The organism is Hymenobacter sp. R533113 (assembly GCF_056835965.1).
This window is the reverse complement of the sequence record NZ_JAKWBD010000013.1, coordinates 1,344,847-1,371,231: the sequence shown is the minus strand read 5'-3', so window position 1 is coordinate 1,371,231 and position 26,385 is coordinate 1,344,847. Positions and strand designations below refer to the sequence as shown.

The window sequence follows — 26,385 nt, the reverse complement described above, 5'->3', positions numbered from 1 at the left end:
TCACTTATGACGTAGTCCCGATAACCAGTAACACTACCGTGTCTGGTTGCCGTTTTGAATGGACTATTCAAGGTGGAAGAGTGTTTGGTACTACGCAAACAATAAGCTACGATAAGACAGTAATGGTTGTGTGGGATAATATCCCCACCACTAGTTCCAACCCGAAAAATTTATCCGTAAAAGTTACCGATTGTAGTACAACAAGTTTGATAAATACTTATCGCAAAAACAATATTGTCGTTCGCTCGTTGAGCACGACTACCCCAGGGGCCATCGTGCTCAGCGGCGGTGTGTCGCCCACTAGCATCGCCTTTGGCAGCACTAGCACCGCGACCTTTACCATTCCTCAGGTGGCTTTTCCCCAGCCCGGTGATGCTAGTAATTTTCCGCCCCCGCCCATCTTCGCTGATGCCTACGAATGGACGATTCCGGCGGGTTGGGTTTTCCTGGCTACCGGTCAGCAATCCACGGGTGCTCCCGTTTTACTAACTGGCTTCAACTACAATACCATCCAGGTGCGGCCCTCGGCCAATGGTACGGGCGGTACAGTGCAGGTGCGAGCCACCGATTATAACTGCGGCGAAATGCGCAGCCGGCCCCGCCTGGCCAGCCTCCCGCAAACCCTGAACATAACCCGCCCATTGCCCACACTGCGTATTGTCAGCGGGGCGCCTGCTACGCTAAGCTGCGGCGACCGGACGAGCTATCAGTTTCGGGCCGAGACAACCCCTGCCTCAACTCCTTGCCCCGTAGCATCTTATCAGTGGTCGGTAACACCGGGCAGCGGCTGGCAGATTCTCAATGCTACGACGGCCACGCCCACCATCATTCCCAGCGGGGGCACGAATGCCGTTGTGTCCTTGGCGGCGAAATACGTATGTAGTGGCGCTACGGCCGACTTAACGGCCACTCCCATTAGCTTTCAGGTTAGTCGCGTCGCCACGCCCGTCTTCACGGCCCCACAGCTGGAGAATGGTGCCTATGGCTTGTGTGACCCTACCACCTTTACGGTGGCCGCGGGTGCTGAGCGCTACGAGTGGAGCACCAGCTGGGGCGCACCGGTTACGGCTACTACCAACTCGGTCGTGATTGCGCCGCCGGCCGGAGTTATTGGCACGGGGAAGGTATACGTAGTAGCCAAAAAACCCAGCCTGGGCTGTACCGAGAGTGAGCGAGCAGAGCTGCCGGTTTTTTATGGGGTGCCGCCTACGCCTACCCAATTTATTTTTCGCGGGGAGACTACCCAATTTCTCTGCCCCGACCCCAATGTTCCAGGCAACAGCATTCCCTGCCCCGGCACTGCCTTCTCAGCCTGCACGTATGAAACCGTTCGACTCGCGCCGGCCATCGAATACGGCACCGAGATTAAAGCCTGGGAATGGCAGCTCTCCAACGCGACGACTTTTAGCAGCCCGAACGCGGTAGGAACCTTCTTTATAAATATGCCTGCTACTCAGTACCAGAATGTTACGTTGCGATTGCGGGTAAGAAACAACTGTGGCTAGAGCGAGTGGGGCACAGTCGTTATTACCAGTCGCAACTGCGACGGCGGCGAAGAGCCCTACCGCGTGGGTCTGCTGCCGGCCTACCCCAACCCGGCCGACGAGCAGCTAACAGTGCCCCTGACCGAGGGCCAGGCCAAACAGCAAGGACAGGTGCGCCTGTATTCAGCTAAGGGCAAGCTCGTGCGCCACGCCCCGGCCCAGGGTGCGGCTGTTGTCTTCGACGTGCTAGACTTGCCCAATGGCCTGTATCAGCTGGAAACACCGGGCGAAAAAGCCCCCCAGCACCAGCAGATTCAAATTCAGCATTAACTTTCGGGCGTAGCTACGGGCCGTGCGTATCTTGGTGGGGCTTGCCAGCTTCAGCAGGTACGTACGGCCGTTTCGCCTTCTCCTTCTCTTTATTCCGTCCACTTTATTATGAGTTCAACACCCCGCTTTCTGTTGGCTGTCTGCCTGGCTGCTGTATCTCTGACGGCCTGTGAAAAAGAAGAGCGGCCAGCGTTTCCTTATGTTCCTCCGGTTTCCGTTTCGGAAGAGTATAAGCACCTGACCAGCCGTTCGTGGCAGGTAGTCAGTGATTCTGCCATCATCAGTGATGCCATGGGCAACAAAACAATTATCGACTATTTCGCTCTGCGTGAGCCTTGTAGTCTGGATGACGAGTGGCAGTTCAAAAAAAACAACGCATTCGAAGTTGCCTTCGGTCCTACCCGCTGCGAGTCGGAGCAGGAGCCGCAATTAGCAGTTAGTACTGGTAGCTGGCGCCTTTCCAGCGACAGAAAAGTCATCCACTTTAATGAGGGCCTTCTGGAGGTGCGTGGTCCAGCGTACGAAAGGCAGGTGCTTAAGATTACCGCTACCAGCTTGATTTTGAAGTCTACCAGAAAGGATGGAGACTATGCCTATGAGTACCGAACGACCTTTAAAGCCCTTTGAGGTGGCTAGTTATCAGTCTGAATCCAGCTATAAGTGCCAAGATGCCGGGAGCCCCGCCGCCTATGAGGTGGCGGGGCTTTTGTATACTAATCTCCCGCACAGGTCACTCGGCGCACCCGTCGTCGCTCGGCTGTGCCGAGTGACCCCTGCGCTCCAGCAGCTGCGCGGTAACGCGTTGGCAGTCGTTGAAACAGGTGCTCAAACGACGCGGGACGCTCGCGGCGCAGCGGCTTCGGCGTAGGGGTCACTCGGCGCAACCAAGCGACGGCGATAAGTAAATATTCTGTGAACAGAAGAACATCAGGAAGTCACAAAATCGATACTATTTAGGAACTTATATGAAAGTGTGCTTGATCAACCGCTTGATTGTCAGTAGTAAAATTTATGGGGGGTGTGAAATAAGGCTAGTTTATTGGCAGAAAACGGCTGTCACAAAACACAGAGAATCTTCCTGGCGGATATTATAAAAACATAATACTCTTGCTATGGAAAGACACTTATAGTAGAAAATGAGTGCCTTTTCTAATTAGCAACAATAGCAGTTGCTTGATATAATTCATAAACTATTCTCTTTCACATCAAGTAATCTTTCTCCTTATGAGAATTATCAAAGTCATTCTCCCCCTTTTGTTAATAATATTATTGTCTTGTAGAAAGGAGACAGAAATCCCAGTTCCCGCACCAAATAGATCTGCACAAAGTAGAGTAGAACTATCTACGACTATTCAGGAAGCTAAGCGCTGGTTTGAAGAGGAATTTGAACCTAATAATGCTTTGGTGCGCCAGAGTGAAATAGCATCTTCATCGCTTAAGAAAGTACCCCAATGGGAAAAAGCGACGATAACTAAGAAGCAGGGTACGTCTTATATATATGTACCCCTCCGCAATGATACAGGACACAAAGTAGCTAGAGGCGAACGACGCCAATTGCTTATTTTTAATAATAAGGAAGGTAAAAAAGTTGTGCAAGTCAGGGTCTTGATTGCAAACCAAGCATACCTTCTTGAAAACAAAGGCCAAATTAGCACCAAAGATTTCACTGGGTTAGCCTTGGTGTATGACTGGTACGGCAATTATCTCTATGGGATAAATTACAAAGATGCTGTATCGGTAGGCTCGGTTACTAAACAAGTTGCATCAGTAAAGAATGCTAAAGTAGTAAGTACGTTAGACGGTAATCCTTGTACTCTTATTACCATCATTTGGTATTCACAAGCCTGCGTAAATGACGTATGCAATGCGCCAACCGAGGTTTACCGAGAGTATTATAATATTTGTGGGCCTCCTGATAGTACTGGTGACGGTGGCGAAAGCTCTGGTGACATAGGTGGAGGAGGTGGCACCAAGGGTTGTGGGGATGCTATTATATGCCCTGACGGCGGCACAAACCCTGGTTTAGAAAAGACAGAAGTATTAATTTTTACGGAGGCTCCGGCTCCACCTGACGTAACAGAATATAATTGCGATCAACTTAGAAACACGCACCCTGATGATCCTATACAGCGAGGAAATGTTGGTACTATTCAAGATTTTGTAAATGCTAATAATGGCTTAACCCGGTCTCAAGTCATTAGATTTTTTATTATTTGATAATCAGTAGCTTGTGGGCATTAACAGTTCTTTTCATTTTTGTATGGCTTTCAGCATCTACCACAACCTGCGAACGGACAACCAATACAAAGCGGCAACCGGGCTAACTCAAGTTCAGTTCGACCAGCTTTACGAGCTATTCGCGCCTTTTTATGAACCCAAAATTCCGCAACCCTACCTAAAATCAAACCCGGTTTTAACCGATACACGCGAAGCCTTATTTTTTATTCTGCACTACTATAAAGCCTATCCCACGCTGCATAATATGGCCATCTACTTCGGCTTTTCTGAATTTGCGGTGAGCCAGTATTTAGAGCGACTAAAACCGTGTTTAAAAGCAGCTTTGCAAGCACAAGGCCTGACACAACGCGTTTTATTTACCAAGCAGACGCAATTTGACGACCTCTTCGCGGGTATCGACGATTTAGTCATTGACGTAACCGAAGTTCCGATTGAACGGGCTGCTAATCAGCAGCTTCAGGAGGAATTTTATAGTGGTAAAAAAAAGGCACACCCTGAAATGGTTGCTCATCTGCTCGCTCAGCGGCCGGCTGTTGTGGATCAGCAAAGCCTATAGTGGCCGAACGCATGACTTCACTATTTTCAAAGAAATTTTCGCACATATAACCTTAAAAAACTATCGGATTCATGTGGATGCAGGCTTTGTGGGTATTAAAAAATTTATTAACTGCAAGTATGTTTTTATTCCTTTTAAGGCGCGAAAAAATCATCCACTCACGCCACTCGAACGTCTTATTAATCAGGTGTTGGCTCCACTTCGCGTCGTGGTGGAGAATGTCATTGCACGACTCAAATCGTTTTTCGTGCTTCGTACAACCAACCGGATGAGAAAAAAGGAAAAGCTAACCGATGCCTTCGCTTTGTGCGCCGAAGTAGCACATTTCAAGAATATCTGCTCAATCTGCTGATTATCAAATAATAAAAACTCTATTGAACAACGTGGATATGATCGTATGCTGCTGATTTTGAACTTAGCTATGGGTCCTAATATGCGTTATATTCGAGATCCTTTAAACCCTGATATAATTATTGATTTGCGTCATATGTTAGCAGTAGCGTATTATGGTCCTGTAGCAGGTAATAGTAACGAGGTTTTTCAAGGAACACGAGAGTATATTCCAGGACAAAATCCCAATCCAAGTGCTTGGGATCACCAAGACTATTTTTCTAATAAACTTGGATATGATTTTTATCGTATATACGGCTCCTCCTTTGCTTCAGAGCCAAGCACATTTGTTAGGCTATTGCAAGAGTTTTTAACTGGTTCCCGATCTCCCGCCGGGAACGAATATAGGGATCGTAACACTGATCCAGGTTTAATAAACCAACGTTGTCCCTAAACCATTGTATGATGAAAAAGATACTAATTTTTGGTTTTACTCTTTTTGGTTTTATTATTTTACTTATCGTGTATTTACTTACATTAAGTCCCAAGACTAGAAATGGAGCGATAAATGAAAACAATTCATATAAAGTGAAAAAGGGAATGAATATGAAGGAAGTCATTGCCATTATGGGACTTGATTTGAAAATAATAAAGCGAGATAGTTTTATTATTTATCAATATGAGGCTCGACCATTCGCATCAGACCCTGTTTCAATTGGTTTTGGAAAAGATAGCCTTGTTGAAATTGTAAATCATGGATATTAATTCAATGCTAGATTATCCCCGCCGTCGCTCGGCTGTGCCGAGTGACCCCTGCGCTCCAGCAGCTGCGCGGTAACGCGTTGGCGGTCGTTGAAATAGTGCGGGACGCTCGCAGCACAGCCGCTCCGGCATAGGCGTCACTCGGCGTAGCCCAGCAACTGCGCTGTCGTAAAGATTTCACTCCTCAAAAAACTCCCGCCCCCGCATATCAATATACCCCGTCTGCCCGGTCTCCGTGAGTACGCGGGCGGTGCCGGCCACGAAGGGCTGGGCCTCGCGATACTGGGGTTTCACCAGTAGCTTGCCGTCAGCATCGAGGTAGCCGAAGCGGCCGGCTTGCTCAATAATAGGAAAGGCGTAGGCGTTGGCGGGCGTGGCCTGGATGGCGTCGTATTCCGGGGGCAATACCAGTTTGCCTTTCTGGTTGATGACGCCCCATTTTGCCCCCCGGCGCACGAACAGCAGGCCGTTGTAGCTGTCCCGGATTTCGTCGTACTCGGCGGGCACTACGGCGTGGCCCACGCTGAAGCGGAAGCCGACTTTGCCGTTACGGCGCACGAGGTCGCCTTGCTCCAGGAAATCGGTTTCGGGTACAGAGTCAGGAGCAGAGGCGAGACGGTTGCCGGAGCGGTCTAGCTGGAAGGTTTCACCGTGTAGCTCTACGGTGGCGCGGGCGTGGTGGAAGTTGTCGGCGCGGGTGAAGTGCAGGGGCGTGAGGGCAGTGCCGTCGGGGGTAATGTAGCCGAAATTTGCCCCCCGGCGCACCCAGGCAATATCGTCGATGAAGGGGCCGGCATCGTCGTAGCGCAGGGGCAGCACGAGGCGGCGGTGCTGGTCGGCGTAGCCCCAGAGGCTGCCGCGGCGGAAGGGCACGAGGCGACTGGGGGGCATTTGGGCCAGGGCGGGAGCCAGCAGCAGCCCGACCACCAGGAGCAGGGCGCACGAGGCCGCAAGGCGGGGAGCTTTCAAGAGCCGAAGAAGGGAGAGGGCAGGCATCAGCCGCGCAAAGATAAGAATGCAGGGAGTACTGCACTTTGCCTGGTGTTACGTTCGCATTGTACCTTGTGTGCCTATTCTTTCGCTAACTCTTTTCAGTATGAAGTCTATTTATTCGGCTCTGGCTGCGGCAACGCTGTTTGCTGGAATTTCTGCGGCGCCAGCCTCGGCCCAGAATGCCGCCCTCAACGCCCGCATTGCCAAACTAGCCCAGCAACAGGAAGCCCAGGTAATAGCCTGGCGCCGCGACTTTCATGAGCACCCCGAGCTGGGCAACCAAGAGAAGCGCACCGCCGAGATTGTAGCCGCTCACCTCAAAAAGCTGGGTCTGGAAGTGCAAACCGGCGTGGCCCGCACCGGCGTAATTGGTATTCTAAAAGGCGGCAAGCCCGGCCCCGTGGTAGCGCTGCGCGCCGACATGGACGCCCTGCCCGTGACCGAAAACAACGAGCTTACCTTTCGCTCCAAAGCCACCACCACCTACAACGGCCAGCAGGTAGGCGTAATGCACGCCTGCGGCCACGACTCGCACGTGGCCATGCTACTGGGCGCAGCAGAGGTATTAAGCCAGGTGAAAAAAGATTTGCCCGGCACCGTGAAATTCATCTTCCAGCCCGCCGAGGAGGGCTCGTTGCCCGGTGAGGAAGGCGGGGCTAAACTCATGGTAAAGGAAGGTGTGCTCGATAACCCCAAAGTAGACGCCATTTTTGGCGTACACGTCAACGCCCAGACCGAAGTAGGCACGCTCAAGTACCGCCCGGCCGGCACGATGGCCAGCTCCGACGTTTTTACCATTAAGGTAAAGGGCAAGTCGGCCCACGGCGCGTATCCGTGGCTGAGCGTGGACCCGATAGTGACCTCAGCCCAGATTATAACCGGGTTGCAAACCATTATCAGCCGCCAAACGGAGCTGACCGAGGATGCCGCCGTCATTACGGTGGGCATGGTACACGGTGGGGTGCGCAACAATATCATCCCAGAGCAAGTGGAGCTGACCGGCACCATCCGCACCCTGAATAAGGAAATGCAAACCAAAATCTGGGCTGACATTCGCCGCACGGCCACCAACATTGCCGAAAGCGCCGGCGCCACGGCCGAAGTAGACATCGTGAACTATGCTCCCGTAACCTACAACGACCCGCGCCTGACGGAACGCATGTTGCCCACGCTGCGCACGGCGGCTGGGGCTGCGGATAAGGTAATACTGCAAAAGGCCGTAACCGGGGCCGAAGACTTCGCCTATTTCCAGGAGAAAGTGCCCGGCGTGTTCGTGTTTGTGGGCGCTATGAGCAAGGGTACTGATCCGGCTACTACTGCGCCTCACCACACCCCCGGCTTCCGCCTGGATGAAAGCGGCTTCACGCTGGGAGTCAAGACGCTGGCAATGCTGGCCTCGGATTATTTGACGATGAAGAAGTAGGCGGTCAAATAGTAACAGAACGTCATGCAGAGCCTCGCACGACCTCAAACATCCCATTACCAACATCGAGTTAAATAGTAACAGAACGTCATGCAGAGCAAAGTGAAGCATCTCGCGCGCAGTTGTTGTGGTGCTACCCTTTTAATCAAAAGAACGTCATGCTGAGCGGAGTCGAAGCATCTCTCCCGCTTCGTTGAAAATGCATTGTTCAGTAACCAGTAGAGATGCTTCGACAAGCGGACGCCAGATCCAGCATGACCGCCTTTCTTGGTGCCACGACCGCACGCGAGATGCTTCGTGCCCCAGCATGACGGTCTAGTGGCGTGACCTCCACTCTGTACTATCTCCAAACAAAAGAAATAAGACATTGAACATTGCTTTAGTAACCTACGAGCCCGTAGGCAAATACACTGGTGCCGGCGTTGAGCAGGAAGATGCCTTGCTCACAAGCCAGCTGGAAAGCTGCGGCCATCGTGTGACGGCCGAAATCTGGAGTAACCCGGCCGTTGACTGGCGCAGCTATGAGGTAATCATGCTGAAGTCGCCGTGGGACTATTTCGACCGCATAACCGAGTTTTACGCGTGGCTCGACGAGTTGGAGCGCCTCGCAGTCCGTGTACTCAACCCAGTAGCGACGGTGCGTTGGAATTCCGATAAGAAGTATCTGCTGGATATGCAGGCCGCCGGTGTGCGCATTGTGCCCACGCGCTGGCTGCCGCGCGGCTCGCGCTTCGTACCCGAAACGTTGTTTGCGGAGCTGCAAACGGAGCGGCTGATCGTAAAGCCCGCTATTAGCGGAGGCGCCAAGAATACCTTCTCGTTGCGGCCCGTCGAAGCGGCTACGCAGACGCCAGAGCTGGATATATTGCTGGCCGGGGAAGATTTTCTGGCCCAACCTTTCCTTCCCCAGATTCAAACGGAGGGCGAATGGTCGTTGATTTATCTGGGGGGCAAATTCAGCCACTGCGTGCTCAAAACGCCAAAACAGGGCGACTTCCGGGTGCAACACTACCTCGGCGGAGGCGTAGAGCCTCGCCAGGCGCCCGCTCACCTGCTCCGCACCGCCAATGATATTGTGGCCCGCTTTGCCCAAGGCTGTCTTTATGCCCGCGTCGATGGGGTAGAGGTAGAAGGTGATTTCCTGCTTATGGAACTGGAGCTGATTGAGCCCTTCCTGTACCTGGACGCCGACGAAAAAGCCCCCCAGCGCTACGAAGAAGGCCTGCGGGCACTGCTTGCTGCTATGTAGCGCGAACTTTTAGTTCGCGTATCGTTGAGCGGCTCACGGGGAATTTTAACAGCGTTGTTCAAACTAAGCAACGATACGCGAACTAAAAGTTCGCGCTACATAGGATTCTCTACACCAACCTTTTCGACTTTTCAAAAGCTAAACCCATTCACGGCAAACCCGCCGTCTACGCTCAGGCATTGGCCGGTGATATAGCTGGCGGCGGGCAGGCATAGAAACGCTATGGCCGCCCCGGTTTCTTCCGGCTCACCGATGCGCTTCATGGGCGTGCGGGCCAACACCTGCTGCAAAAACTCGTCGTCGCTGAGCACGCCCGCTACGAGTGGCGTGCGGATGTACCAGGGCGCAATGGCATTGACGCGAATACCATCGGTGGCCCATTCCACGGCTAGGTTGCGGGTAAGCTGGATGATGGCCGCTTTAGTCATGCCGTAGATAGAGCCCGTGCGCACATGCATCAGCCCCGCCACCGACGACACATTCACAATGCTGGCCTTTCCGGCGGCTTGTAGCAGCGGAAAAGACCCCTGGCACATCCCAAACACCGATTCGAGGTTAGTAGCCATGATGTGCTGGTACTCTTCGGGTGTGTACTCGGCGGTGCGTTTGCGAATGTTGGTGCCCACATTATTTACCAGAATATGCAGCTGCGGCCACCGCTGGCTTACTTCAGCCAGCAGCGCCGTCCGCCCGGCGGCCGTGCTTACGTCGGCAGAAATAGCGTGCGCGTCGAGGCCACGGGCGCGCCACTGACTTACCTGGTTGCTCAGATCGTCGGGGTTGCGGGCTACGGCTACCACTGTAGCGCCGAAGCTCAGCAGCTCCTCGGCGGCTGCCGCGCCGAGGCCTTTGGAAGCACCCGTAACAAGAGCAAGCTGACCAGTAAGCCGCCAACGGTTATTGAAAGTAGAAGGATTTGAAGCCGGCATTTTGATTATAGCAGGATTATAGGAAAAAGGCAAGGGAATCAGAAGTCACAAATGAGTGACTTTTTAGGCTGAATGCAAGCAGCGACAGTCGTTAAATAGCCAGAAAAACCACTTTTGAGGCTCAAAAAGCAATTTCTGTTTTCTATATAGCCACGTCACTTTTCGGGATTTATTAGGTGGTGGATGAGTGGTCAGAACTGTAATTTGAGGCATAAACCGATTGCAGTTGGCTGCGCTCCATTCTCTTTTCCACCACCAAACTCCTTTTTAATGGCTAACAAATACTCTGTTGCCGCTCTGCTATTGCTGGGTGGCATTTCTTCCGCTTACGCACAAGGGCAGGATCTGACTCGCGTGAAACACAAAGAAGTAGGCGAAAAGGGCACGCCTACGCTTATTCAGTTTCGGCTGGAGGGCAAAGCTTATCAGATGAGCGAAGCCCGCAAGGCCTTGGCCGAACAGCTCAATCTGACCGCCGACGACCAGTTTCAGAGCGCCAAAATAGAGGCCGACCCAGAGGGCTTTGTGCACGAAAAATTTAACCAGTATTACAAGGGTATTAAAGTAGAGCACGCCGAGTACACCGTACATGCCCGCCAGGGTACGGTAGAAAGTATGACGGGCAGCTTTGAGCGGGTGCAGAATGTAAAAACTGCCCCTAAAGTGAATGAGAATGCCGCCCTGCAGCGGGCTCTACGCTTTGTGGGGGGCAAAAAGTATATGTGGGAAGATGCCGGGGAAGAAGCTACCCTGAAAGAGCAGGAAAACAACCCACGGGCTAGCTACAAGCCTGAGGGCGAATTAGTTATTGTAGCCAATACTCAGGCAGCGCCGGGCAGCCCGGCGTTTGAGCAGCCCACACTGGCCTGGAAATTCAATATCTACTCTCAGCAGCCAGTAAGCCGGGCCTATATCTACGTTGATGCCGAAACAGGCGACGTAGTAGCGAAGGACGCCATCATCAAGCACGCGGCGGCTACGGGCACCTTTGCCACGCGCTACAGCGGCACCAAAACCAGTGCGACGGAAAGCATCAATGGCAGCTTCCGCCTGCGCGAGCTGACGCGCGGCTCAGGTATCGAAACCTACAACTGCAAAAAGGGCAACAGCTACACGACTGCCGTCGACTTCACGGATGCCGACAACGGCTGGACGGAGTACGCCAACGCCAACTTCGACAACGCGGCCCTCGACGCGCATTACGGTGCGCAGAGCACGTACGACTACTTCAAGAATATTCACGCCCGCAATAGCTACAACAACGCGGGGGCCAAAATCAAGAGCTACGTTCACTTCGATGACACGCCCGGCGACGGCAAAGGCTACGAAAACGCCTACTGGAATGGCTCGGTGATGACCTACGGCGACGGCGACACTCGCTTCGACCCATTGACCTCGCTCGACGTGGCGGCGCACGAAATCGGCCACGCCGTATGCTCCAGCACGGCTAACCTGACCTATTCGTATGAGTCGGGCGCCCTGAACGAAGGCTTCTCCGACATCTGGGGAGCGGCCGTGGAGTATTATAAAGACCCCAATAAAGCTACCTGGCTCATCGGTGAGGACATCGACAAAGTGCGGCCTGCGCTGCGCTCGATGAGCAATCCGAACGCCGAAGGTCAGCCCGACACCTACAAAGGCACCAACTGGTACGCCGGCACCGGCGACAACGGTGGAGTGCACACCAATAGCGGCGTGCTCAACCACTGGTTTTATCGGCTGGCCGTGGGCGGCAGTGGCACCAATAACATCGGCAGCAGCTTCAGCGTAACGGGTATCGGCATTGATGCGGCGGCCAAAATCGCGTATCGGACCGAGAGTGTATATCTCACCGCTTCAAGCAACTACGCGGCGGCTCGCACCTATTCTATTCAATCGGCTACTGACTTGTATGGTGCCGGCTCGGCGCAGGTAATTGCTACTACCAATGCCTGGTACGCGGTGGGCGTAGGCGCGGCTTATAGCGGCGGCACTACTCCGCCTCCACCCACGGGCGTAACATATTGTGCTTCTAAAGGCACTAATAACGCCTACGAGTGGATTGACCTGGTGAACCTGGGCACCATCAATCGTACTTCCGCGAAGGAAACGGGTGGCTATTACAATGGCACGGCCACGAGTACCAGCGTAGCCGCGGGTTCATCGCAAACCATCCGATTTAGCGCCGCCTTCGCCTCCACCGCTTACACCGAATACTGGAAGGTGTTTATCGACTGGAACCAGGACGGCGACTTTTCGGATGCCGGCGAAACGGTAGTAAGTGGTACTTCTGCCAGCGCGGCTACGCTCAGCGGCACTTTCACGGTACCCACTACCGCCAAAAGCGGCAGCACCCGCATGCGGGTTTCGCTAAGTGATGCGTCGCAGACCAGCTGCAGCACGCTCAGCTATGGGGAAGTAGAAGACTACACCATCAATGTAACCGGCGGTGCCGCCCTCACCAGCAACGCAGTAGCCATCAGCAATACGAGCAGCAACGCCATGCTTGGCAGCGACAACCTGATAGGCGCTGCGGTAGGCGTTTATCCGAACCCCGCTACCGCTGTGCTGCGCGTGACCTTGCCCAATAATACCTCAGCCGTATCGGCGCAGGTAACGGATATGCAGGGCCGTACCATAAAAGGCACCCAGCTCACGAGCAATGGCGAGCTGAACGTGACTCAACTAGCGAAAGGCATGTATATGCTGAGCGTCAGCGACGGGCAGAAAACTTTCCGTCAGCGCTTTGTGAAGCAGTAAACTTTCGGGCAGGGCAAAAAAGCCCCCCACAATACAAAAGGCCCGTCGTGCGACGGGCCTTTTGTATTGTGGGGGGCTTTTCAAATTGGAAAGGAACCTAACGAAGAGAGTACTCGATCTTCAGCTCTACCGTGCCGTACCCGTCATTCTTGGCTGAATTGCCGCGCCGGCTTACGTCGTCGAGCAGATCGGTGCTGGTGAAGTTATACGCGGCTTCGGCCGTGGCGCTGAAGTCGCGGGAGAGGCGGAACGTGAGGCCGCCGCCCACGGGCGCAATCACGGCTACGTTGGGATAGCCGGTGCTTTCGGGAGGTAAAAAGCCAAATTCGTTTACTGGCCGGCCGCTGCCGTTATAGGTTTTGGGGTTATACATCGCCAGGCCTACGCCCGCCTTCACATAGGGCTTGATAATGGCCGCCGGACCGCGGGGCGAGGCAAACTGCGACTCATCGCCAAACAGCTCGTAGCGCAGGAAAGTAGTCAGCGAGCCGTTGCGGCCCCGAAAAGCCAGATTACGCTCGGGCAGTTGGTCGGTGGCCCCAATCTGGAAGTACGACACCTCGCCACCCACCAGCAAGCGCGGACGCAGCAGATACAGCCCGCCCAGGCTGATGCTGGCTCCCGGCAGGTTCTGCGACAAACCGCCCAGGTCGCCGGAGTAGAGGGCAACGCCCCCGCCCACCGTCACGCGGAACGGACCCCGATAATAGGGTCGGGCCTGGCTACTGAAATAGCGGCGGCGTTGGCCGGGCCCTTGAGCAGCGGCGATGTAAGAAGAGGCTAAAGACCAGAACAGCAAAGAGCTGAGGAAGAACAAACGAAGTTTCACAGGCAAAGACGTAGTTGAAAGTAGCCGCGACATACGCGAATATTTACCAGACCGTTGCCTAACGTCGGCGCCCCCTGCTTTATTTGAATTTGCCCGTGGGGTCAGGCTGCTTGGCCAGCAGCTCGCCAATAAAACCGAAGTCGAAGCCGGCCATACTCAGGCCCTGGCCTTTGTGCACCGCCTCCCAGGCCTTGGTGTAGTCTTCCTGGAAATAATAGCCCCGCGCCATTTGCTGCCAGCCCACGGCATTATTTGGGTCGATGGTAACGGCTTTCTGCAGGTACTCCATACCCGTAGTCAGGTCTTTTTTCTTTTTGGTTTGCTCGTAGCGAATAAGATAGCTGGCGCCTAAGTCGCTGAGCACAAGTCCATCGGCCGGATTCACCGCCAAAGCCTGCGAAAGCAGCTTGATAGACTCGTCGGGAGTGGGGTTGCGGCTGGCCACCACGCCCAGACCGCGGTAGGCATCGGCGTTTTTCTGATCGAGCAGCCACGCCAGGTTGAAGCGGTACGTAGCCGTGTCGGGCTGGTTTTCGCTTAAGTACTCAAAGCCTTTGGTGGAGAAAAATTTGCTGGCCTCGGCACGCGAAGGGAAGCTGCGGTCAATATCGGCCAGGAAGTTTGGGCCCATTACCTGTTCGGCCTGGGCCGTGGTAATGCCGCCAAACAACGGCAGCAAGCGGTTGGCCTTACTGATAGAGGTAGTAGTGGCTTTTTCTTTTTTGTTTTTGCGCTGGGCCAGCGTGGGTGTGGCACCAAAAGCCAGCAGCAGTGCTGCCAGTACCAGAATATTTTTCATGCAATAGGGTAGAAAGAGAAACACTCAAAAAAGCCCCCCAGCATCACACTACCAGCCGGGCTTTCGTACAAATATAACGCCCTCAGCTCAAGGATAGTCTATGGATGCTGGCGTAGGTGGCGGTAGCCTTTGGCTCTCTATTGGTAAGCTCAAAGTTGAAATTCTGCCATTAGCCAACCAATGCCGGTTAGGCCGTGAGGTGGCTGGGGGCTTTTTTGGAAGTTCTGCCTACGCTGCCAAACCAGTAAGCAACTCAACGAGTATATGCGGGCTACCCAAGGACTTTTCTGCCGCAGAGGTGCCCACTACTTATTCTCTTTAGATGCCTTTTTCCCGTTTGCTGGCGCTGCCGGCCCTGCTTGTACTGCTGTTTTTGATAACTGGAGCCAACGAATACGCCGTGGCTCGTCCCAGCCGCCGCACCCAGGATATTGCCTACGTGGCCGCCACCGACGCCGGCTTCAGCACCGAGCGCCACCGCCTCGATGTGTATGCCCCGCGGCGCAAGGCCGCGACGGGCCAGCCAGTGGTAGTCTTTATTCATGGGGGCGGCTGGGACAGTGGCAGCAAAGATATTTACACCTTCATTGGGCGGCGCCTGGCGAAGCAGGGCGTAGTTGCCGTCATTATCAACTACCGCCTCTCGCCCGAGGTGCAGGTGCCCGCTATGGCCGAGGATTGTGCCCGCGCCGTGCGCTGGACCCAGCAGCACATTGCCGGGTACGGCGGTGACCCCCAGCGCATTTTCCTCATGGGCCACTCGGCCGGGGCGGGGCTGGCTGCTCTCATCGCTACCGACAACCGCTACTTTGCCCGGTTGGGGCTGCCGCAAAACCCCGTGCGCGGCGTCATCCTCAACGACCCCGCCGGCCTCGATATGTATGACTATCTACTCAAGAAGCAGTATGCCGGCGACGAGCAGTACCTCACCGCCTTTGGCCGCGACCCAGCGGGCTGGAAAGCGGTGTCGGCGCTGTATCACCTCACAGCGGCCAGTCCGCCCTTCCTCACCTTTGTGGGGGGCAAAACGTATCCGTCCATTGCAGGTAGCAGCCAGAAGTTTCGGAGCCGGCTGACGGAGCTGGGCGTGCAGCCCCAATTTACGGTGCTGCCCGGCAAACGGCACATTCCTATGGTGTTGCAGCTATACTGGCAGCACAACGTAATTTATCAGCAGTTGCTGCCGTTTGTAGGCTGCCAGGGAATAAATGAAAGCAGTTTCATGGGAAAAAGGATTTCAAAATCCAAGAAATAAAGAAAATTTTTAGCGAAAAAATTAATTAAAAACGAGACAGTGCCGTAAACGGATATCGCAAATCTTTAAAATACTAAAAATCCCTTTATCGCTATAAACCAGGTAGATGAAAAACAAGGAGCAAAAGCTTATATCATCTGCGGAATTGAACCGGGTGCGGATTCTGAGCCGCTATAAGCTTTTGTCTACGTTATCTGAGAGCTTATTTGACGACCTGATATGCCTGACAGCCGCCGTGTTTGATGTGCCGGTAGTGCTGGTTTCCTTGGCGGCGGCAGAAACCGAAGAGCTGACCGCTACCTATAAGGCATTTGGCTGGAATGCCAGCGGCGAGGAAGATTTGGGCACCGTGGCCATACGCCGGAGCGAAACCGCCTTAATCGAAGAAATAACCCCCAAAGCGCTGGAATTGGCCAACCCTTTCGTAACCCGTGCGCTCAACTTTCGGTTTTATGCCGCTACCTCTCTCAAAGGCCCCAACGGAGAAAGCATAGGCAGCTTATGCGTGGTTGGCCGTCTGTCCCGCACATTTTCGCCCATCGAGCGCGACTTATTAAGCAATATATCAGCCCTGGTAGTTCGGCTCCTCGACCTGCGCCGGATACTCAGTCCCGACAGTACCGTTTTTGCAGCCATGTGGAACAATATCTATGCGGCCAGTACTGAGCCGCTGCATCGTATTCTGGCCCTGACGGAACGTCTGCAACAGCAGGAAGACCTGGAAACAATTACGGCTGTTATCCAGCGGAAGCTGATCTGCAAAGACGCCATTTTGATGGCAGGTATCGCTAATCAGCATATTAACAGCTTGTTGGAGAACCAATAATCTGCCTGTGATAAGTTGCCGCTTATCAGGTAAGAGATGCAGCCACACGATTGGGTCGCTTGGCGCTTCTGGCTGAAGCCAGCACTTCAGCTATTTGAGTCTGGGCACGCAGCAGCTCCTCAGCATAGGGCTGATAAAGTACCCGCTCGGGTGGTCCGTCGGGCAGTAGCTTCGCATCCCAGAGGCCGGATTGGTGCCAGTTATCCTGAAAATCCCAGTCGGGCCGGTCGATGATGGGGTAGAGGCAAACGCCCCACAGCGGGATTCCGTTACGTAAAGTCGCCGCGCATTCCCTGGCCAAATGATTCATCCATGTGGGCCGGTCGAGGCCCGGATGGCTGGTTTCAGTAATCACTATCGGGCGCTGATAGCGCTCATAAGCCATTTGTAAAAGCTTGTGCAAAGGTCTCCAGCGCGGGTTGGGGGGCATATCGTTCCAGCCGAGCGTTTCGCGGGGCCCTAGCTGCCACTGGTTGTCGTAGTAGAAGTTAAAGCCCAGAATATCCAGAAAATCGGGGGAGCCGCCCAGCTCCGGGCACAGGCGGCCCGCCAGCATATCTACTGATTGAAACTGATTGTTCGTAAACTCAATAGCTCGGTTGCGCTCAGTTCGGCTGGCGCCAATCCGGGGCACAATGTTAATCAGCGGCTCGGTAGTGAGAATACGAATGCTGGGGTCGGCCTCGCGCAGGGCGGCTGTGCCTTCAATGTAAGCGCGCATCAATCCATACTTTACTTCCCAGCCCTGACCAACGCAATATGGGGAAGTACCGCGCACGTCGCCGCCCAGCCACGACATAAAGCTGACCTCGTTGATAGGCGTGACGATGAGCACATCATCGGGGCGCTGACTGCGGTAAAACTCCACGAAGGCCCGGCAAAGCGCCGCGAAGCGGCGGGCAAACAGCGGGTGCAGGGGCGTCAGATCGTCGGGGTAGCCGAAGTGGCAGAGGTCCCAAATTTGTTGAATGCCAAGGCGCTTCCCGGTCGCCAGCATGGCAGCCACCGTGCTCCAGTCGTAGTGGTAGGGCGTGCGCTCCACCTGGCTCCACCGGATACCTTCCCGCACCGTGCGAATACCAAACGGGTTCAGAGCCTGGTAGTCCTCATCCAGCTTCTGGAAATGACCGGTAAGATGCAGGAAATCAACGCGGTGACCAAAGGCATTCAGCTGGTCAGTACATTCGTAGCCACCCATCCAAAACGACTGAAAAGGATTCTGGGGGGCATTTTTATGGGGTTGATGCATAGGTGCTTGGTGGTTAGGACGAAACCGGCAGTTGTGGAGGCTTTTTGCCGACCCCAGCTGCCCGCTAAACCGAAGCTTTGTGAGTAACGTCGGTAATAGATTTGGCTTCTATAAAGATGCGCTTAAACTCGGGGTGCTGAGCTTTAATACTGTCCTGAAGTCGCACAATGGCCTTTTCTACTTCTATTGAGGAGAGATTGTCACGAAAATCGATGTCGAGCGCCAGCACCACGTCGCGCGGCCCGAGGTGCAGGGTAAGCGGCCGACGAATCTGCTCCACGGCTGGGTCCTGCCGGGCCAACTGCTCTAAGGTGGTAATCGTTTCATCGTCTACGCCCTCACCCACAAGCAAGCCTTTTGTCTTGTAGATCAGGAAGATAGCAACTGCTACCAGCATAATGCCGATCAGAATGGAGGCGGCTCCATCCAGGTAAGGATTATTGAGCAAATGACCAAAATAAACGCCAACCAAGGCAATGACCAAGCCCAGTAAAGCGGCCAGATCCTCAATCAGAATAGCAAATACTGCTGGGTCTTTGCTGCGCCCAATACTGGCCCAAAAAGGTGCGTCGCCCCGCTCGCGGTTAAAGGCCTTGAAGGCTAAGAAGCAGGATATTAGCTCAAAAATGATGGCCAAACCGAGCACCCAGTAGTTCCAGGTGGGGTCGGAGAGAGGCGAGGGGTCCTGAATGTGGGTAATGCCCTCATAAAACGACATGCCGCCCCCAATGGCAAATACCAGCACGGCCACAATAAGCGCCCAAAAATACAACTCTTTGGAGCGCCCAAAGGGGTGGCGCGCGTCAGCCGGCTTTTGGGCTTGATTTACCCCCAGCAAAATAAGTCCGCCGTTGCCACTGTCGACCAGCGAGTGAATGCCCTCCGAGAGCATCGCCGAGCTGCCCGTAAAGTAGGCCGCTACGAATTTGGAGATGGCAATGGCGATGTTGGCCCCAATAGCCCCGTAAATAGCAGTTTTCGATTCGGCGTTATTGCCCATAGGAAAGCACAAGTCAAAGAAGTTCACAGCTACGCAGACTAGGGCGCAGAGGTTGATAAGCAGGCAGGAGATGGCCTATACGTAGGCCGCAAGTAAGCCGGTCAGTGGTTAAAAAAGCCCCCCAGAGGTCCAAAACCGAAACAAGTTTAACTATTGGCCGAACATTCCGCTTTTGTCCGACTTTTACGGCGCTGGTTAGCTTATCTATCTCCTGTCCGGACTTCTCCTCTTCTAAACAAATGCCTGAACTCGACTCAGCAAAGCCGCCTGCTCTTCGCCGCGACTTGGGACTGGTGCAAGCCACCGCCCTGAACATGATTGACATGGTGGGCATTGGGCCGTTTGTGGTGCTGCCGCTGGTCATGCACCTGATGGGGCCGTACTTTCTGCTGGCCTGGATGGTGGGCGCAGCTTTGGCGGTTGTTGATGGCATGGTGTGGGCCGAGCTGGGCGCCGCCTACCCCGAGGCCGGCGGCAGCTACCGCTTTCTCAAGCTGGCCTATGGTGAGGCCAAATGGGGCCGATTGATGTCGTTTTTGTACGTGTGGCAAACCCTGGTGCAGGCGCCGCTGGTGGTGGCGTCGGGGGCTATTGGCTTCGCCCAATACTTCGGCTACTTAGTGCCCCTCACCGAGTGGTGGCAGCCCAAACTGGTGAGCGGGACCGTGGTGCTGGTGCTCATTGCCCTGCTCTACCGCCGCATCGATGATATTGGACGCCTGGGCGTGCTGCTGTGGGTAGGCGTGCTGGGCCTCATGGGCTGGCTGATCTTCGGCGGCCTGACTCATGCAAATCATACGGTGGCCTGGCTGCCGGTGGGGGGCATTTCGGAGCTGCCGGGCCTGCTGTTTTCGGTAGCGCTGGGACAAGCGGCCGTGAAAACCATTTATAGCTACCTGGGCTACTACAACGTGTGCCACCTGGGGGGCGAAATTCGCAACCCGGAGCGTGTTATTCCGCGCAGCATCTTCCTGAGTATTGTGGGTATTGCGGTCTTGTACCTGCTCCTGAACTGGAGCGTAGGTACGGTCATTCCCTGGCAGCAGGCGCAGCACTCCGAGTTCATCGTGAGCACCTTCGTCGAGACGATTTATGGCAGCACGGCTGCTAAGCTGGCCACGGCGCTGGTGCTGTGGGTGGCGTTTGCCTCGCTGTTTGCCGTGCTGCTGGGCTACTCGCGCATCCCGTACGCCGCCGCCGCCGATGGGGAGTTTCTGCCGGTGTTTGCCAAGGTGCATCCTACCAAGCAGTTTCCGCACGTTTCTCTGTTGGTGCTGGGTGGAGTGGGCTTTGTGTTTAGCCTGCTGTTCCGCCTGGGCGAAGTCATTACCGCTATTCTGGCCATGCGTATTCTGGTGCAATTTGTGGGGCAAGCCGTCGGCTTAGTAGTGCTTCGCCGCCGGCGCGGCACATCCGGCCTGCCTTTCCGAATGCCGCTTTATCCCTTACCCGTCATCATAGCCGTGGCTGTTTGGCTACTGATTTTCTGGAGCACGGGCCCCGCGTTTATGCTGTCGGGCCTGACGGTGATTGGCGCGGGTGTGGTCGTGTTTTTGCTCTGGAGCCGTAGGCTGGGAAGATGGCCGTTTGAGCAGTAAATGACCTTCCCTCCTGCTGGCACGCGTCGCAGATGTGCGCTAGCAGGAGGGAAGGTCATGCAGAGCAAAGCGAAGCATCTCGCGTGTTTAGTGGGAGTACTAACTCAGATAAACACGCGAGATGCTTCGCTTTGCTCTGCATGACGTGCGGGGGGCAGTTACCCGCGCCGCAGCACCTGCGCTGCTTCCTTGGCAAAATAAGTCAGGATGGCGTCGGCGCCGGCGCGCTTGATGCTGAGCAGCACTTCCATCATGGTGCGCTCACCGTCGATCCAGCCGTTTTGGGCGGCGGCTTTCACCATAGCGTACTCCCCCGATACATTGTAGGCCGTGACGGGCAGGGTAGTCGCATTGCGCACTTCCCGGATAATATCGAGGTAGCTCAGGGCGGGCTTAATCATCACCATATCGGCGCCTTCCTGCTCGTCGAGAGCCAGCTCGCGTAGAGCTTCGCGGCGGTTAGCGGGGTTCATCTGGTAGGTTTTCTTGTCGCCTTTTTTCGGGGCTGAACCCAGCGCGTCGCGGAACGGGCCGTAGAAAGCCGAGGCGTACTTGGCGGTGTAGCTCATAATGCTCACCTGCTGGAAAGCATTGCGGTCGAGCACATCGCGGATGAAGGCCACGCGGCCGTCCATCATATCAGAAGGGCCGATGATGTCGGCGCCGGCGCGGGCCTGAGCCAGGGCCATTTGGCCGAGCACTTCCAGGGAGGCATCATTCAGAATCTCGCCGCTTTCGGCATCTACAATACCATCATGGCCGTCGGAGCTGTACGGGTCCATGGCCACATCGGTCATGAGCACCACCTCAGGGAAGTGACGCTTGATGTCGGCCACGGTGCGCAGGTACAGGCCGTCGGGGTTGGCGCTTTCGCGGGCCAGGCGGTCCTTCAGCTCCTCGTTAATCTGCGGAAACGGGGCAAACGCTTTAATGCCCAGCTCCACACAGGCGCCAATCTCATCAATGATACGGTCGGCGGAGTAGCGAAAAATGCCCGGCATGGACTTCACCTCCACCAGCTGATTCTGGCCTTCGGTGAGGAAGAGAGGATAGATAAAATCGTGGGTGGTGAGGTTGGTTTCCTGCACCAACTCGCGAATGACTTCCGACTTGCGGTTACGCCGGGGGCGGTGCGTGGGGAGAAGCGCCATAGGTTGTTTTCAGTGATAAGACGGGACAGAACAACTGCCGCAAAGGTAAGGTTGCCGGTAGGTTAAAGTGAATTTGCCCCCCAGCCGCCAAAACAGGAAAGTAAAACCAGCAGACGGGCTACTACAGAAAAGCGTTTCGCTTAGGCTACAGGTTAAAAAACTCCTGAAAGATCTCCTTCCACGCGTGCGGACCGCCAATGCCCAGGATCAGAAAATAATCTCCCAGCAGCACAATCAGTGCGCCCACGCCGAGGCCCAGCCAACCCCCCAGGAGTAAACCAGTTACCACGCCGCCAACTATTAAGCCCGCGCCCAGCACAAGATGAAACGTGTCTCGGTTGGCGGTTTGCTGGTATTTCGACGCTGCCGAGTGCCTGGATTTAAGGGGAAAAGCAGCGGGTGAGGCTTTACTTATCTGCCTGCGAATAGCCGGCTTTCTGCCAGCAGGCTTGCTGTCGGAGCTGGATGAAAATGCTGGAACACCCGGTAGCTCAGCTACCCGGACTCTGTGCGCTGCTTCAGCCACAATAGGCACGCTGTCTGTCGATACACCAGCAGAAGCTACAGCTTTTGACTCTATGCTTGCGGTGGTTGATTGGAAATTGAAGACTGCTTTTTCGCTGCGGCAACTAAGGAATGGCAATAGCAAAAATCCCCCCAGAGGCGCCAAGGTCTCAAATTCATGAGTCGAAAATTAAAAAATAAGCGGACTCCTCAGCTTGGAGAAGTCCGCTTACGAAGAGCAAAAAGGAAGAGCTTAGAAGGCCAGTAGCACCGACTCGATCAGGTCGCAGGCTTCGTGCAACTGCTCTTCGGTGATAACCAGCGGGGGGCAAATCGGATAATGTCGCCGTGGGTGGGCTTGGCTAGCAGGCCGCGCTCCATCAGCGTCACGCACACATCCCAGGCGGTGCGGCCATCGTCGGTGGGCTTGATAATCACGGCGTTGAGCAGGCCTCTGCCACGTACTAGCTCCACTACATCGGGGCGCTTTTGCTGTACTTGGCGCATCCGCTCACGGAATATTTCGCCCAGCACGCGCGCATTCTCGACCAGGTTCTCATCCCGAATTACATCTAAAGAAGCCCGCATGACGGCGCAGGCCAGCGGGTTTCCACCGAAAGTAGAGCCGTGCTGCCCCGGCTGAATCGTGAGCATCACCGCATCCTGCGCCAGCACCGCCGACACCGGCATAGCGCCGCCTGATAAGGCTTTACCCAGAATCAGAATATCGGCGTGCACGCCCTCATAGTAGCTGGCCAGCCACTCGCCGGTGCGGCCCAGGCCAGTCTGAATTTCGTCGGCAATGAAGAGGACATTATGCGCTTTGCACAACGCTTGCGCCTTCGCCAGATATCCTTCGGAAGGCACCACCACGCCCGCTTCGCCCTGAATGGGCTCCACCATGAAGGCACACACCTGATGATCTTTTAGCGCTTCTTCCAGCGCCTCCAGGTCGTCGTAGGGTACTACCTCGTAGCCAGGGTTGTAGGGGCCAAAGCCGCCGGTGCTGTCGGGGTCGGTGCTGAAGGAGATGATGCCGGTGGTGCGGCCGTGAAAGTTGTGCTCGGCCACGATAATACGCGCCTGGTTTGGAGTAATGCCTTTCTCCTGGTATCCCCACTTGCGGGCCAGTTTCAGGGCCGTTTCCACGGCCTCGGCCCCGGAGTTCATCAGCAGAGCTTTATCGTAGTTGAACAGCTCACACAGCTGCTTTTCTGCAGGGCCGAGCTGATCGTTGAAGAAGGCTCGGGAGGTGAGCGTGAGGCGCTGGGCTTGCTCTATCATGGCTCCTACGATGCGGGGGTGGCAGTGGCCCTGATTTACGGCCGAGTAGGCCGATAAAAAGTCGAGATACTGCTTGCCTTCCACGTCCCAGAGGTGCACGCCTTCGCCCCGGCTCAACACCACCGGCAAGGGATGATAGTTGTGGGCGCCGTAGCGGTCTTCGAGGTTCATAAACTCCTGACTGCGGTGGGCGGTGGCGGGGGTGGTTTCCATAAGCGAAGCAGAATTGGGGTAAAGCGGGAATAATTTCCAGACTCGAAATTACGCAAAAACGCCGGGAAGGCTGCTGGGGGGCATTTTTAGGAAGCTCAACCGTAACAACGAGAGTGCATATTCCCGTACTGCTAACAGCGGACGCATAAGTCAGTGTACTATTCCGATCAGCAATAAGCTCGACGCTAACTGATTATTATTTAATCCTTTGTGTAATGGCCTCCCCATCTTTCTCGCGCCGCCATCCGGTGCTAACGGTATTGTTAGTCTTGTTACTATTGCTGGTACTAGGACTTGGCATCACGTATGTGGCTACCGATAAAGGCAAAAAACTGCTGCCCACGCTGGCTAACGCCTCTATGCAGATGGGCAATATCACGCCCGACTCATTGAAGGCCACAATGGCCGTGGAGCTGCGCAACAATGTGCCCGTGACCATGCGCGTGGACAGCTTCAGCTACATTACCCGCCTCGACGGTGAGTTGCTGGCCCAAGGCTCGCAGGACGAGCCTACGGTAGTGAAATCGCAGGGAATGAGCAAAATAGAGGTGCCCGTAAATGTTGACCTGAGCAAGGTGGCCGCTAAGGTGAAAGCGATGCAGCAAGACTGCGTAGACGTGCAGATGACCATGATTCTCTATACTCGTCTGCCCGTGGTAGGTGCCGAGCGTATCCCCGTGACGGTCAGCAAGAAAGTGTACATACCCAAACTGCCCAAGGTAGAAGTAGCCGACGTGGATATCACCGATATGGGCCTCAAGAATGGGGAAGCCGTGGTGCGTCTGCGCATCACCAATTACAATCCATTTCCGGTCACCATCAAGCAAGTTACCTACCGTTTCCGCGTTGGAGGCGACGATCTGGACGTGCGCGGGGTAGAGGAAAAGGACGTTACGTTCAATAAAAAGGGCACCGAGATTATGCCGATTCGGGTGACGTTTCAGCCCAAAAAGATGCCGAAAGTGGCGTTTAAAACACTATTCAGGGCTGAGAAAACGGACTATAAACTGGATGGCAAAGTGATTTTTGCCGCCGGCAAACAAAATCCGAAGGACGTGAATATGAATTTTGCCAGCACCGGTACACTCAAGGATTTGAAGAATATTCCGAAGTAAAAACCCCCAGCCTTTAGTGATAATGAAAATCAGGGTGGGCTTTGGGCAGTAGTTTCTTGTCGACAGCGATGCTCTTTACATCAAAATACAGGGCGGTTTCGGAATTGATGTAATGGCCGGGTTCGGTCGTCAGTTCCCACTCAGTTATCAGTACCCGGTACGGCCTGACGCCCATAATCGGTTTCACGACCACATATTCAACCCCTTTCGACCACGCTGCCCGTAGTTGCGCCTCGCGGGCCAGAAGCTGCTGGTCGTAGGCGGGCGCGCTTAGTATCAGCTCCTGCCAGGCTCGCCGGGGAATGCCCACCCAGCTGAAAACGCTGATATATACTGCTGGCCCCCAACGCAATAGCCAGCCGGGTAATTGCCAGGCCACCGGGCGCGCTTGATAAGCCAGCTCAGCCCAGATAGCTAACATACCGGTTGGAAACAGAAACAGCAACAAGCCATTTATGGCGCGGTCTGGCGGCATCTGCTTCATCACGCCAATAAATAAAAGCATGCTAAGCCCATAGCTTGCCAGCATAAAAAAGCCCCCCAGTACCATGGCAACCGAATAGTCGTGCTTAGCCAGCCTTGTCGTTGCCAGTAGGTAGCCGTGGGTAGCCAAAGGAGCATAGGTAGCAGCGATTTAAAAGCCAAGCCGCGTCGCACGAGTAGACGAAACATGGTACCTGGGGTGTCGGGCACGGCCGCTAGCAGCTGCCACACCAGATTTTGTCCGTTAGGATCTTTGCTGTACCCTTCGAACTGCATGCGCACGTAGTTTCCGGGGGCTACCACGGTGACTGTGGCCACCGCTATCGTCAGTAGCAATAGGCCGCCCCACCACCGTACTTGGGGCCATTGACGGCGGTACCAATTAACGGCTAGTAATAGTGTCAGAACCAGCAGCAGATGCAGCATCGTCATTTCGTTAGCCGCCGCTGCTGCTATGGCGCAGATGACCGCTACCACTTGCCAGCCATGCCGGCTCCAGGCTTTGGTCGTTTGCCGGGCTCGTTCGGAGGCAATAAACACGAGCAACAACGTGAGCCCGGCGACGTGATACACTATCGAGCCCGTAAACCAATAGATGGCCGAGTACGGGTCGGGAATCATATGCAGGTAAAATAGCAGGAAAATAGCTGCTGCCAACGCCGCCTGCGTGCGCGGTATTCGCCGTTGGCTAAGCGTGCGCAGACCCAGAAAAATAGTGCCTAATGTGGCCAGCAAAGTGAGGGCGGGCATCCAGCGGAACCCATCGTACCAGCCGTAGACCAATGGATTAGCAGCGGTAACAAACAGGGAGGAAGAAAAGCGACCGGTCCAGCGCAGATACAGCTCAATTTGCTGGGCCCAGAGTCCGGTAGTGCGCACATTAGCAGCGTTATAGTAATCATCCATGAACGGATGATTGTAGTAGCTTAAAAGTAGAAATGGGACTACCGCTGCCGTCGTTACCAGCACAAGTACTAGCAGAGGAAGGCGAGAAAAGGGCCGGGAAGGGATGGCCATATGGAAGCGCAGGTGTTACTTAAAGCTAA

At 54.8% G+C, this 26,385-nt stretch carries 25 protein-coding genes and 1 pseudogene; 15 read left to right on the top strand and 11 right to left on the bottom strand.

All coding sequences use genetic code 11. From position 1 onward, the window contains the following. Positions 1-206 precede the first annotated feature (206 nt). The 8 genes from MKZ35_RS15305 (at position 207) to MKZ35_RS15270 (ending at position 5,703) form a co-directional block, all read left to right on the top strand. A complete protein-coding gene (locus tag MKZ35_RS15305; protein ID WP_482514081.1) occupies positions 207-1,505 on the top strand; it encodes a hypothetical protein in 1,299 nt (432 codons plus the stop codon). Positions 1,506-1,568: 63 nt separating this feature from the next. Beyond that, positions 1,569-1,814: a T9SS type A sorting domain-containing protein gene (locus tag MKZ35_RS15300; RefSeq protein ID WP_482514080.1), complete on the top strand. Its 246-nt coding sequence runs from the start codon at positions 1,569-1,571 to the stop codon at positions 1,812-1,814. A gap of 108 nt (positions 1,815-1,922) precedes the next feature. Then, the gene (locus tag MKZ35_RS15295; protein WP_482514079.1) at positions 1,923-2,441 is read left to right on the top strand and encodes a hypothetical protein; all 519 of its coding nucleotides are present in this window, start codon (positions 1,923-1,925) and stop codon (positions 2,439-2,441) included. Positions 2,442-3,038: 597 nt separating this feature from the next. Beyond that, entirely contained in the window at positions 3,039-4,031 is a 993-nt protein-coding gene (locus tag MKZ35_RS15290) for a hypothetical protein (protein WP_482514078.1), read from the top strand. A gap of 43 nt (positions 4,032-4,074) precedes the next feature. Next, positions 4,075-4,608: a helix-turn-helix domain-containing protein gene (locus MKZ35_RS15285; RefSeq protein WP_482511684.1), complete on the top strand. Its 534-nt coding sequence runs from the start codon at positions 4,075-4,077 to the stop codon at positions 4,606-4,608. After that, the gene (locus MKZ35_RS15280) at positions 4,526-4,960 is read left to right on the top strand and encodes a transposase family protein (protein WP_482511683.1); all 435 of its coding nucleotides are present in this window, start codon (positions 4,526-4,528) and stop codon (positions 4,958-4,960) included. Before MKZ35_RS15285 ends, MKZ35_RS15280 begins: the two co-directional genes overlap by 83 nt. A 69-nt stretch (positions 4,961-5,029) precedes the next feature. Beyond that, positions 5,030-5,392 carry a hypothetical protein gene (locus MKZ35_RS15275; protein ID WP_482514077.1) on the top strand — a complete coding sequence of 121 codons (363 nt, stop codon included), beginning with the start codon at positions 5,030-5,032 and terminating at the stop codon, positions 5,390-5,392. A gap of 11 nt (positions 5,393-5,403) precedes the next feature. After that, the gene (locus tag MKZ35_RS15270; protein WP_482514076.1) at positions 5,404-5,703 is read left to right on the top strand and encodes a hypothetical protein; all 300 of its coding nucleotides are present in this window, start codon (positions 5,404-5,406) and stop codon (positions 5,701-5,703) included. A 174-nt stretch (positions 5,704-5,877) separates the two neighbouring features. Here MKZ35_RS15270 and MKZ35_RS15265 read toward each other — a convergent pair whose 3' ends face one another. Beyond that, positions 5,878-6,669, bottom strand: coding sequence for a WG repeat-containing protein (locus MKZ35_RS15265; protein WP_482514075.1), 792 nt, complete (start codon positions 6,667-6,669; stop codon positions 5,878-5,880). A gap of 127 nt (positions 6,670-6,796) precedes the next feature. Between MKZ35_RS15265 and MKZ35_RS15260 the strand changes: the two genes are divergently transcribed. Together MKZ35_RS15260 and MKZ35_RS15255 are read left to right on the top strand one after the other, a co-directional pair. Further along, positions 6,797-8,116, top strand: a complete 1,320-nt coding sequence (locus tag MKZ35_RS15260; RefSeq protein WP_482514074.1) for an amidohydrolase — start codon at positions 6,797-6,799, stop codon at positions 8,114-8,116. A gap of 367 nt (positions 8,117-8,483) precedes the next feature. Beyond that, positions 8,484-9,365, top strand: a complete 882-nt coding sequence (locus MKZ35_RS15255) for an ATP-grasp domain-containing protein (RefSeq protein WP_482514073.1) — start codon at positions 8,484-8,486, stop codon at positions 9,363-9,365. 131 nt (positions 9,366-9,496) lie between these two features. On the opposite strand, the gene MKZ35_RS15250 is transcribed toward MKZ35_RS15255, so the two are convergent. Beyond that, on the bottom strand, positions 9,497-10,294 hold the full coding sequence (locus MKZ35_RS15250; RefSeq protein ID WP_482514072.1) for an SDR family oxidoreductase: 798 nt from the start codon (positions 10,292-10,294) through the stop codon (positions 9,497-9,499). Positions 10,295-10,564: 270 nt separating this feature from the next. Between MKZ35_RS15250 and MKZ35_RS15245 the strand changes: the two genes are divergently transcribed. After that, the gene (locus MKZ35_RS15245) at positions 10,565-13,033 is read left to right on the top strand and encodes a M4 family metallopeptidase (protein ID WP_482514071.1); all 2,469 of its coding nucleotides are present in this window, start codon (positions 10,565-10,567) and stop codon (positions 13,031-13,033) included. A gap of 97 nt (positions 13,034-13,130) precedes the next feature. On the opposite strand, the gene MKZ35_RS15240 is transcribed toward MKZ35_RS15245, so the two are convergent. Continuing rightward, positions 13,131-13,862, bottom strand: a complete 732-nt coding sequence (locus tag MKZ35_RS15240) for a hypothetical protein (RefSeq protein ID WP_482514070.1) — start codon at positions 13,860-13,862, stop codon at positions 13,131-13,133. Between the two features lie 79 nt (positions 13,863-13,941). Next, entirely contained in the window at positions 13,942-14,661 is a 720-nt protein-coding gene (locus tag MKZ35_RS15235; protein ID WP_482514069.1) for a tetratricopeptide repeat protein, read from the bottom strand. A gap of 322 nt (positions 14,662-14,983) precedes the next feature. Between MKZ35_RS15235 and MKZ35_RS15230 the strand changes: the two genes are divergently transcribed. Continuing rightward, positions 14,984-15,916: an alpha/beta hydrolase gene (locus tag MKZ35_RS15230; RefSeq protein ID WP_482514068.1), complete on the top strand. Its 933-nt coding sequence runs from the start codon at positions 14,984-14,986 to the stop codon at positions 15,914-15,916. Positions 15,917-16,097: 181 nt separating this feature from the next. After that, a complete protein-coding gene (locus MKZ35_RS15225; protein WP_482514067.1) occupies positions 16,098-16,742 on the top strand; it encodes a hypothetical protein in 645 nt (214 codons plus the stop codon). Between the two features lie 25 nt (positions 16,743-16,767). On the opposite strand, the gene MKZ35_RS15220 is transcribed toward MKZ35_RS15225, so the two are convergent. Both MKZ35_RS15220 and MKZ35_RS15215 read right to left on the bottom strand, forming a co-directional pair. Next, positions 16,768-17,991 carry an amine oxidase gene (locus tag MKZ35_RS15220; protein ID WP_482514066.1) on the bottom strand — a complete coding sequence of 408 codons (1,224 nt, stop codon included), beginning with the start codon at positions 17,989-17,991 and terminating at the stop codon, positions 16,768-16,770. Between the two features lie 64 nt (positions 17,992-18,055). Beyond that, positions 18,056-18,991: a cation diffusion facilitator family transporter gene (locus tag MKZ35_RS15215; protein ID WP_482514065.1), complete on the bottom strand. Its 936-nt coding sequence runs from the start codon at positions 18,989-18,991 to the stop codon at positions 18,056-18,058. 239 nt (positions 18,992-19,230) lie between these two features. Here MKZ35_RS15215 and MKZ35_RS15210 point away from each other — a divergent pair, with 239 nt between their 5' ends. Continuing rightward, complete coding sequence (locus MKZ35_RS15210; RefSeq protein WP_482514064.1) at positions 19,231-20,589, top strand: APC family permease; 1,359 nt, start codon at positions 19,231-19,233, stop codon at positions 20,587-20,589. A gap of 158 nt (positions 20,590-20,747) precedes the next feature. On the opposite strand, the gene hemB is transcribed toward MKZ35_RS15210, so the two are convergent. From hemB to rocD, 3 genes and pseudogenes are all read right to left on the bottom strand, one after another. Further along, the gene (gene hemB, locus MKZ35_RS15205; RefSeq protein ID WP_482514063.1) at positions 20,748-21,740 is read right to left on the bottom strand and encodes a porphobilinogen synthase; all 993 of its coding nucleotides are present in this window, start codon (positions 21,738-21,740) and stop codon (positions 20,748-20,750) included. 145 nt (positions 21,741-21,885) lie between these two features. Next, a complete protein-coding gene (locus MKZ35_RS15200) occupies positions 21,886-22,266 on the bottom strand; it encodes a hypothetical protein (protein ID WP_482514062.1) in 381 nt (126 codons plus the stop codon). A gap of 231 nt (positions 22,267-22,497) precedes the next feature. Then, positions 22,498-23,741: pseudogene (gene rocD / locus MKZ35_RS15195) on the bottom strand (ornithine--oxo-acid transaminase). A gap of 215 nt (positions 23,742-23,956) precedes the next feature. On the opposite strand from rocD, the gene MKZ35_RS15190 reads away from it, so the two are divergent. Then, complete coding sequence (locus MKZ35_RS15190) at positions 23,957-24,856, top strand: LEA/WHy family protein (protein WP_482514061.1); 900 nt, start codon at positions 23,957-23,959, stop codon at positions 24,854-24,856. 13 nt (positions 24,857-24,869) lie between these two features. Here MKZ35_RS15190 and MKZ35_RS15185 read toward each other — a convergent pair whose 3' ends face one another. Next, positions 24,870-25,361: a hypothetical protein gene (locus tag MKZ35_RS15185; RefSeq protein WP_482514060.1), complete on the bottom strand. Its 492-nt coding sequence runs from the start codon at positions 25,359-25,361 to the stop codon at positions 24,870-24,872. Further along, the gene (locus tag MKZ35_RS15180; RefSeq protein WP_482514059.1) at positions 25,340-26,356 is read right to left on the bottom strand and encodes a DUF6056 family protein; all 1,017 of its coding nucleotides are present in this window, start codon (positions 26,354-26,356) and stop codon (positions 25,340-25,342) included. The genes MKZ35_RS15185 and MKZ35_RS15180 overlap by 22 nt, the downstream gene beginning before the upstream one ends. Positions 26,357-26,385: the final 29 nt, after the last annotated feature.

Bases quoted from the DNA above. Each gene is read 5' to 3' on its own strand.
- MKZ35_RS15275 (WP_482514077.1), top strand. From the start codon at position 5,030: ATGGGTCCTAATATGCGTTATATTCGAGATCCTTTAAACCCTGATATA.
- MKZ35_RS15270 (WP_482514076.1), top strand. From the start codon at position 5,404: ATGAAAAAGATACTAATTTTTGGTTTTACTCTTTTTGGTTTTATTATT.
- MKZ35_RS15215 (WP_482514065.1), bottom strand. From the start codon at position 18,991: ATGGGCAATAACGCCGAATCGAAAACTGCTATTTACGGGGCTATTGGG.
- MKZ35_RS15190 (WP_482514061.1), top strand. From the start codon at position 23,957: ATGGCCTCCCCATCTTTCTCGCGCCGCCATCCGGTGCTAACGGTATTG.
- MKZ35_RS15220 (WP_482514066.1), bottom strand. From the start codon at position 17,991: ATGCATCAACCCCATAAAAATGCCCCCCAGAATCCTTTTCAGTCGTTT.
- MKZ35_RS15245 (WP_482514071.1), top strand. From the start codon at position 10,565: ATGGCTAACAAATACTCTGTTGCCGCTCTGCTATTGCTGGGTGGCATT.
- MKZ35_RS15185 (WP_482514060.1), bottom strand. From the start codon at position 25,361: ATGCTTTTATTTATTGGCGTGATGAAGCAGATGCCGCCAGACCGCGCC.
- MKZ35_RS15290 (WP_482514078.1), top strand. From the start codon at position 3,039: ATGAGAATTATCAAAGTCATTCTCCCCCTTTTGTTAATAATATTATTG.
- MKZ35_RS15210 (WP_482514064.1), top strand. From the start codon at position 19,231: ATGCCTGAACTCGACTCAGCAAAGCCGCCTGCTCTTCGCCGCGACTTG.
- MKZ35_RS15235 (WP_482514069.1), bottom strand. From the start codon at position 14,661: ATGAAAAATATTCTGGTACTGGCAGCACTGCTGCTGGCTTTTGGTGCC.
- MKZ35_RS15260 (WP_482514074.1), top strand. From the start codon at position 6,797: ATGAAGTCTATTTATTCGGCTCTGGCTGCGGCAACGCTGTTTGCTGGA.
- MKZ35_RS15295 (WP_482514079.1), top strand. From the start codon at position 1,923: ATGAGTTCAACACCCCGCTTTCTGTTGGCTGTCTGCCTGGCTGCTGTA.
- MKZ35_RS15250 (WP_482514072.1), bottom strand. From the start codon at position 10,294: ATGCCGGCTTCAAATCCTTCTACTTTCAATAACCGTTGGCGGCTTACT.
- MKZ35_RS15230 (WP_482514068.1), top strand. From the start codon at position 14,984: ATGCCTTTTTCCCGTTTGCTGGCGCTGCCGGCCCTGCTTGTACTGCTG.
- hemB (WP_482514063.1), bottom strand. From the start codon at position 21,740: ATGGCGCTTCTCCCCACGCACCGCCCCCGGCGTAACCGCAAGTCGGAA.
- MKZ35_RS15285 (WP_482511684.1), top strand. From the start codon at position 4,075: ATGGCTTTCAGCATCTACCACAACCTGCGAACGGACAACCAATACAAA.
- MKZ35_RS15180 (WP_482514059.1), bottom strand. From the start codon at position 26,356: ATGGCCATCCCTTCCCGGCCCTTTTCTCGCCTTCCTCTGCTAGTACTT.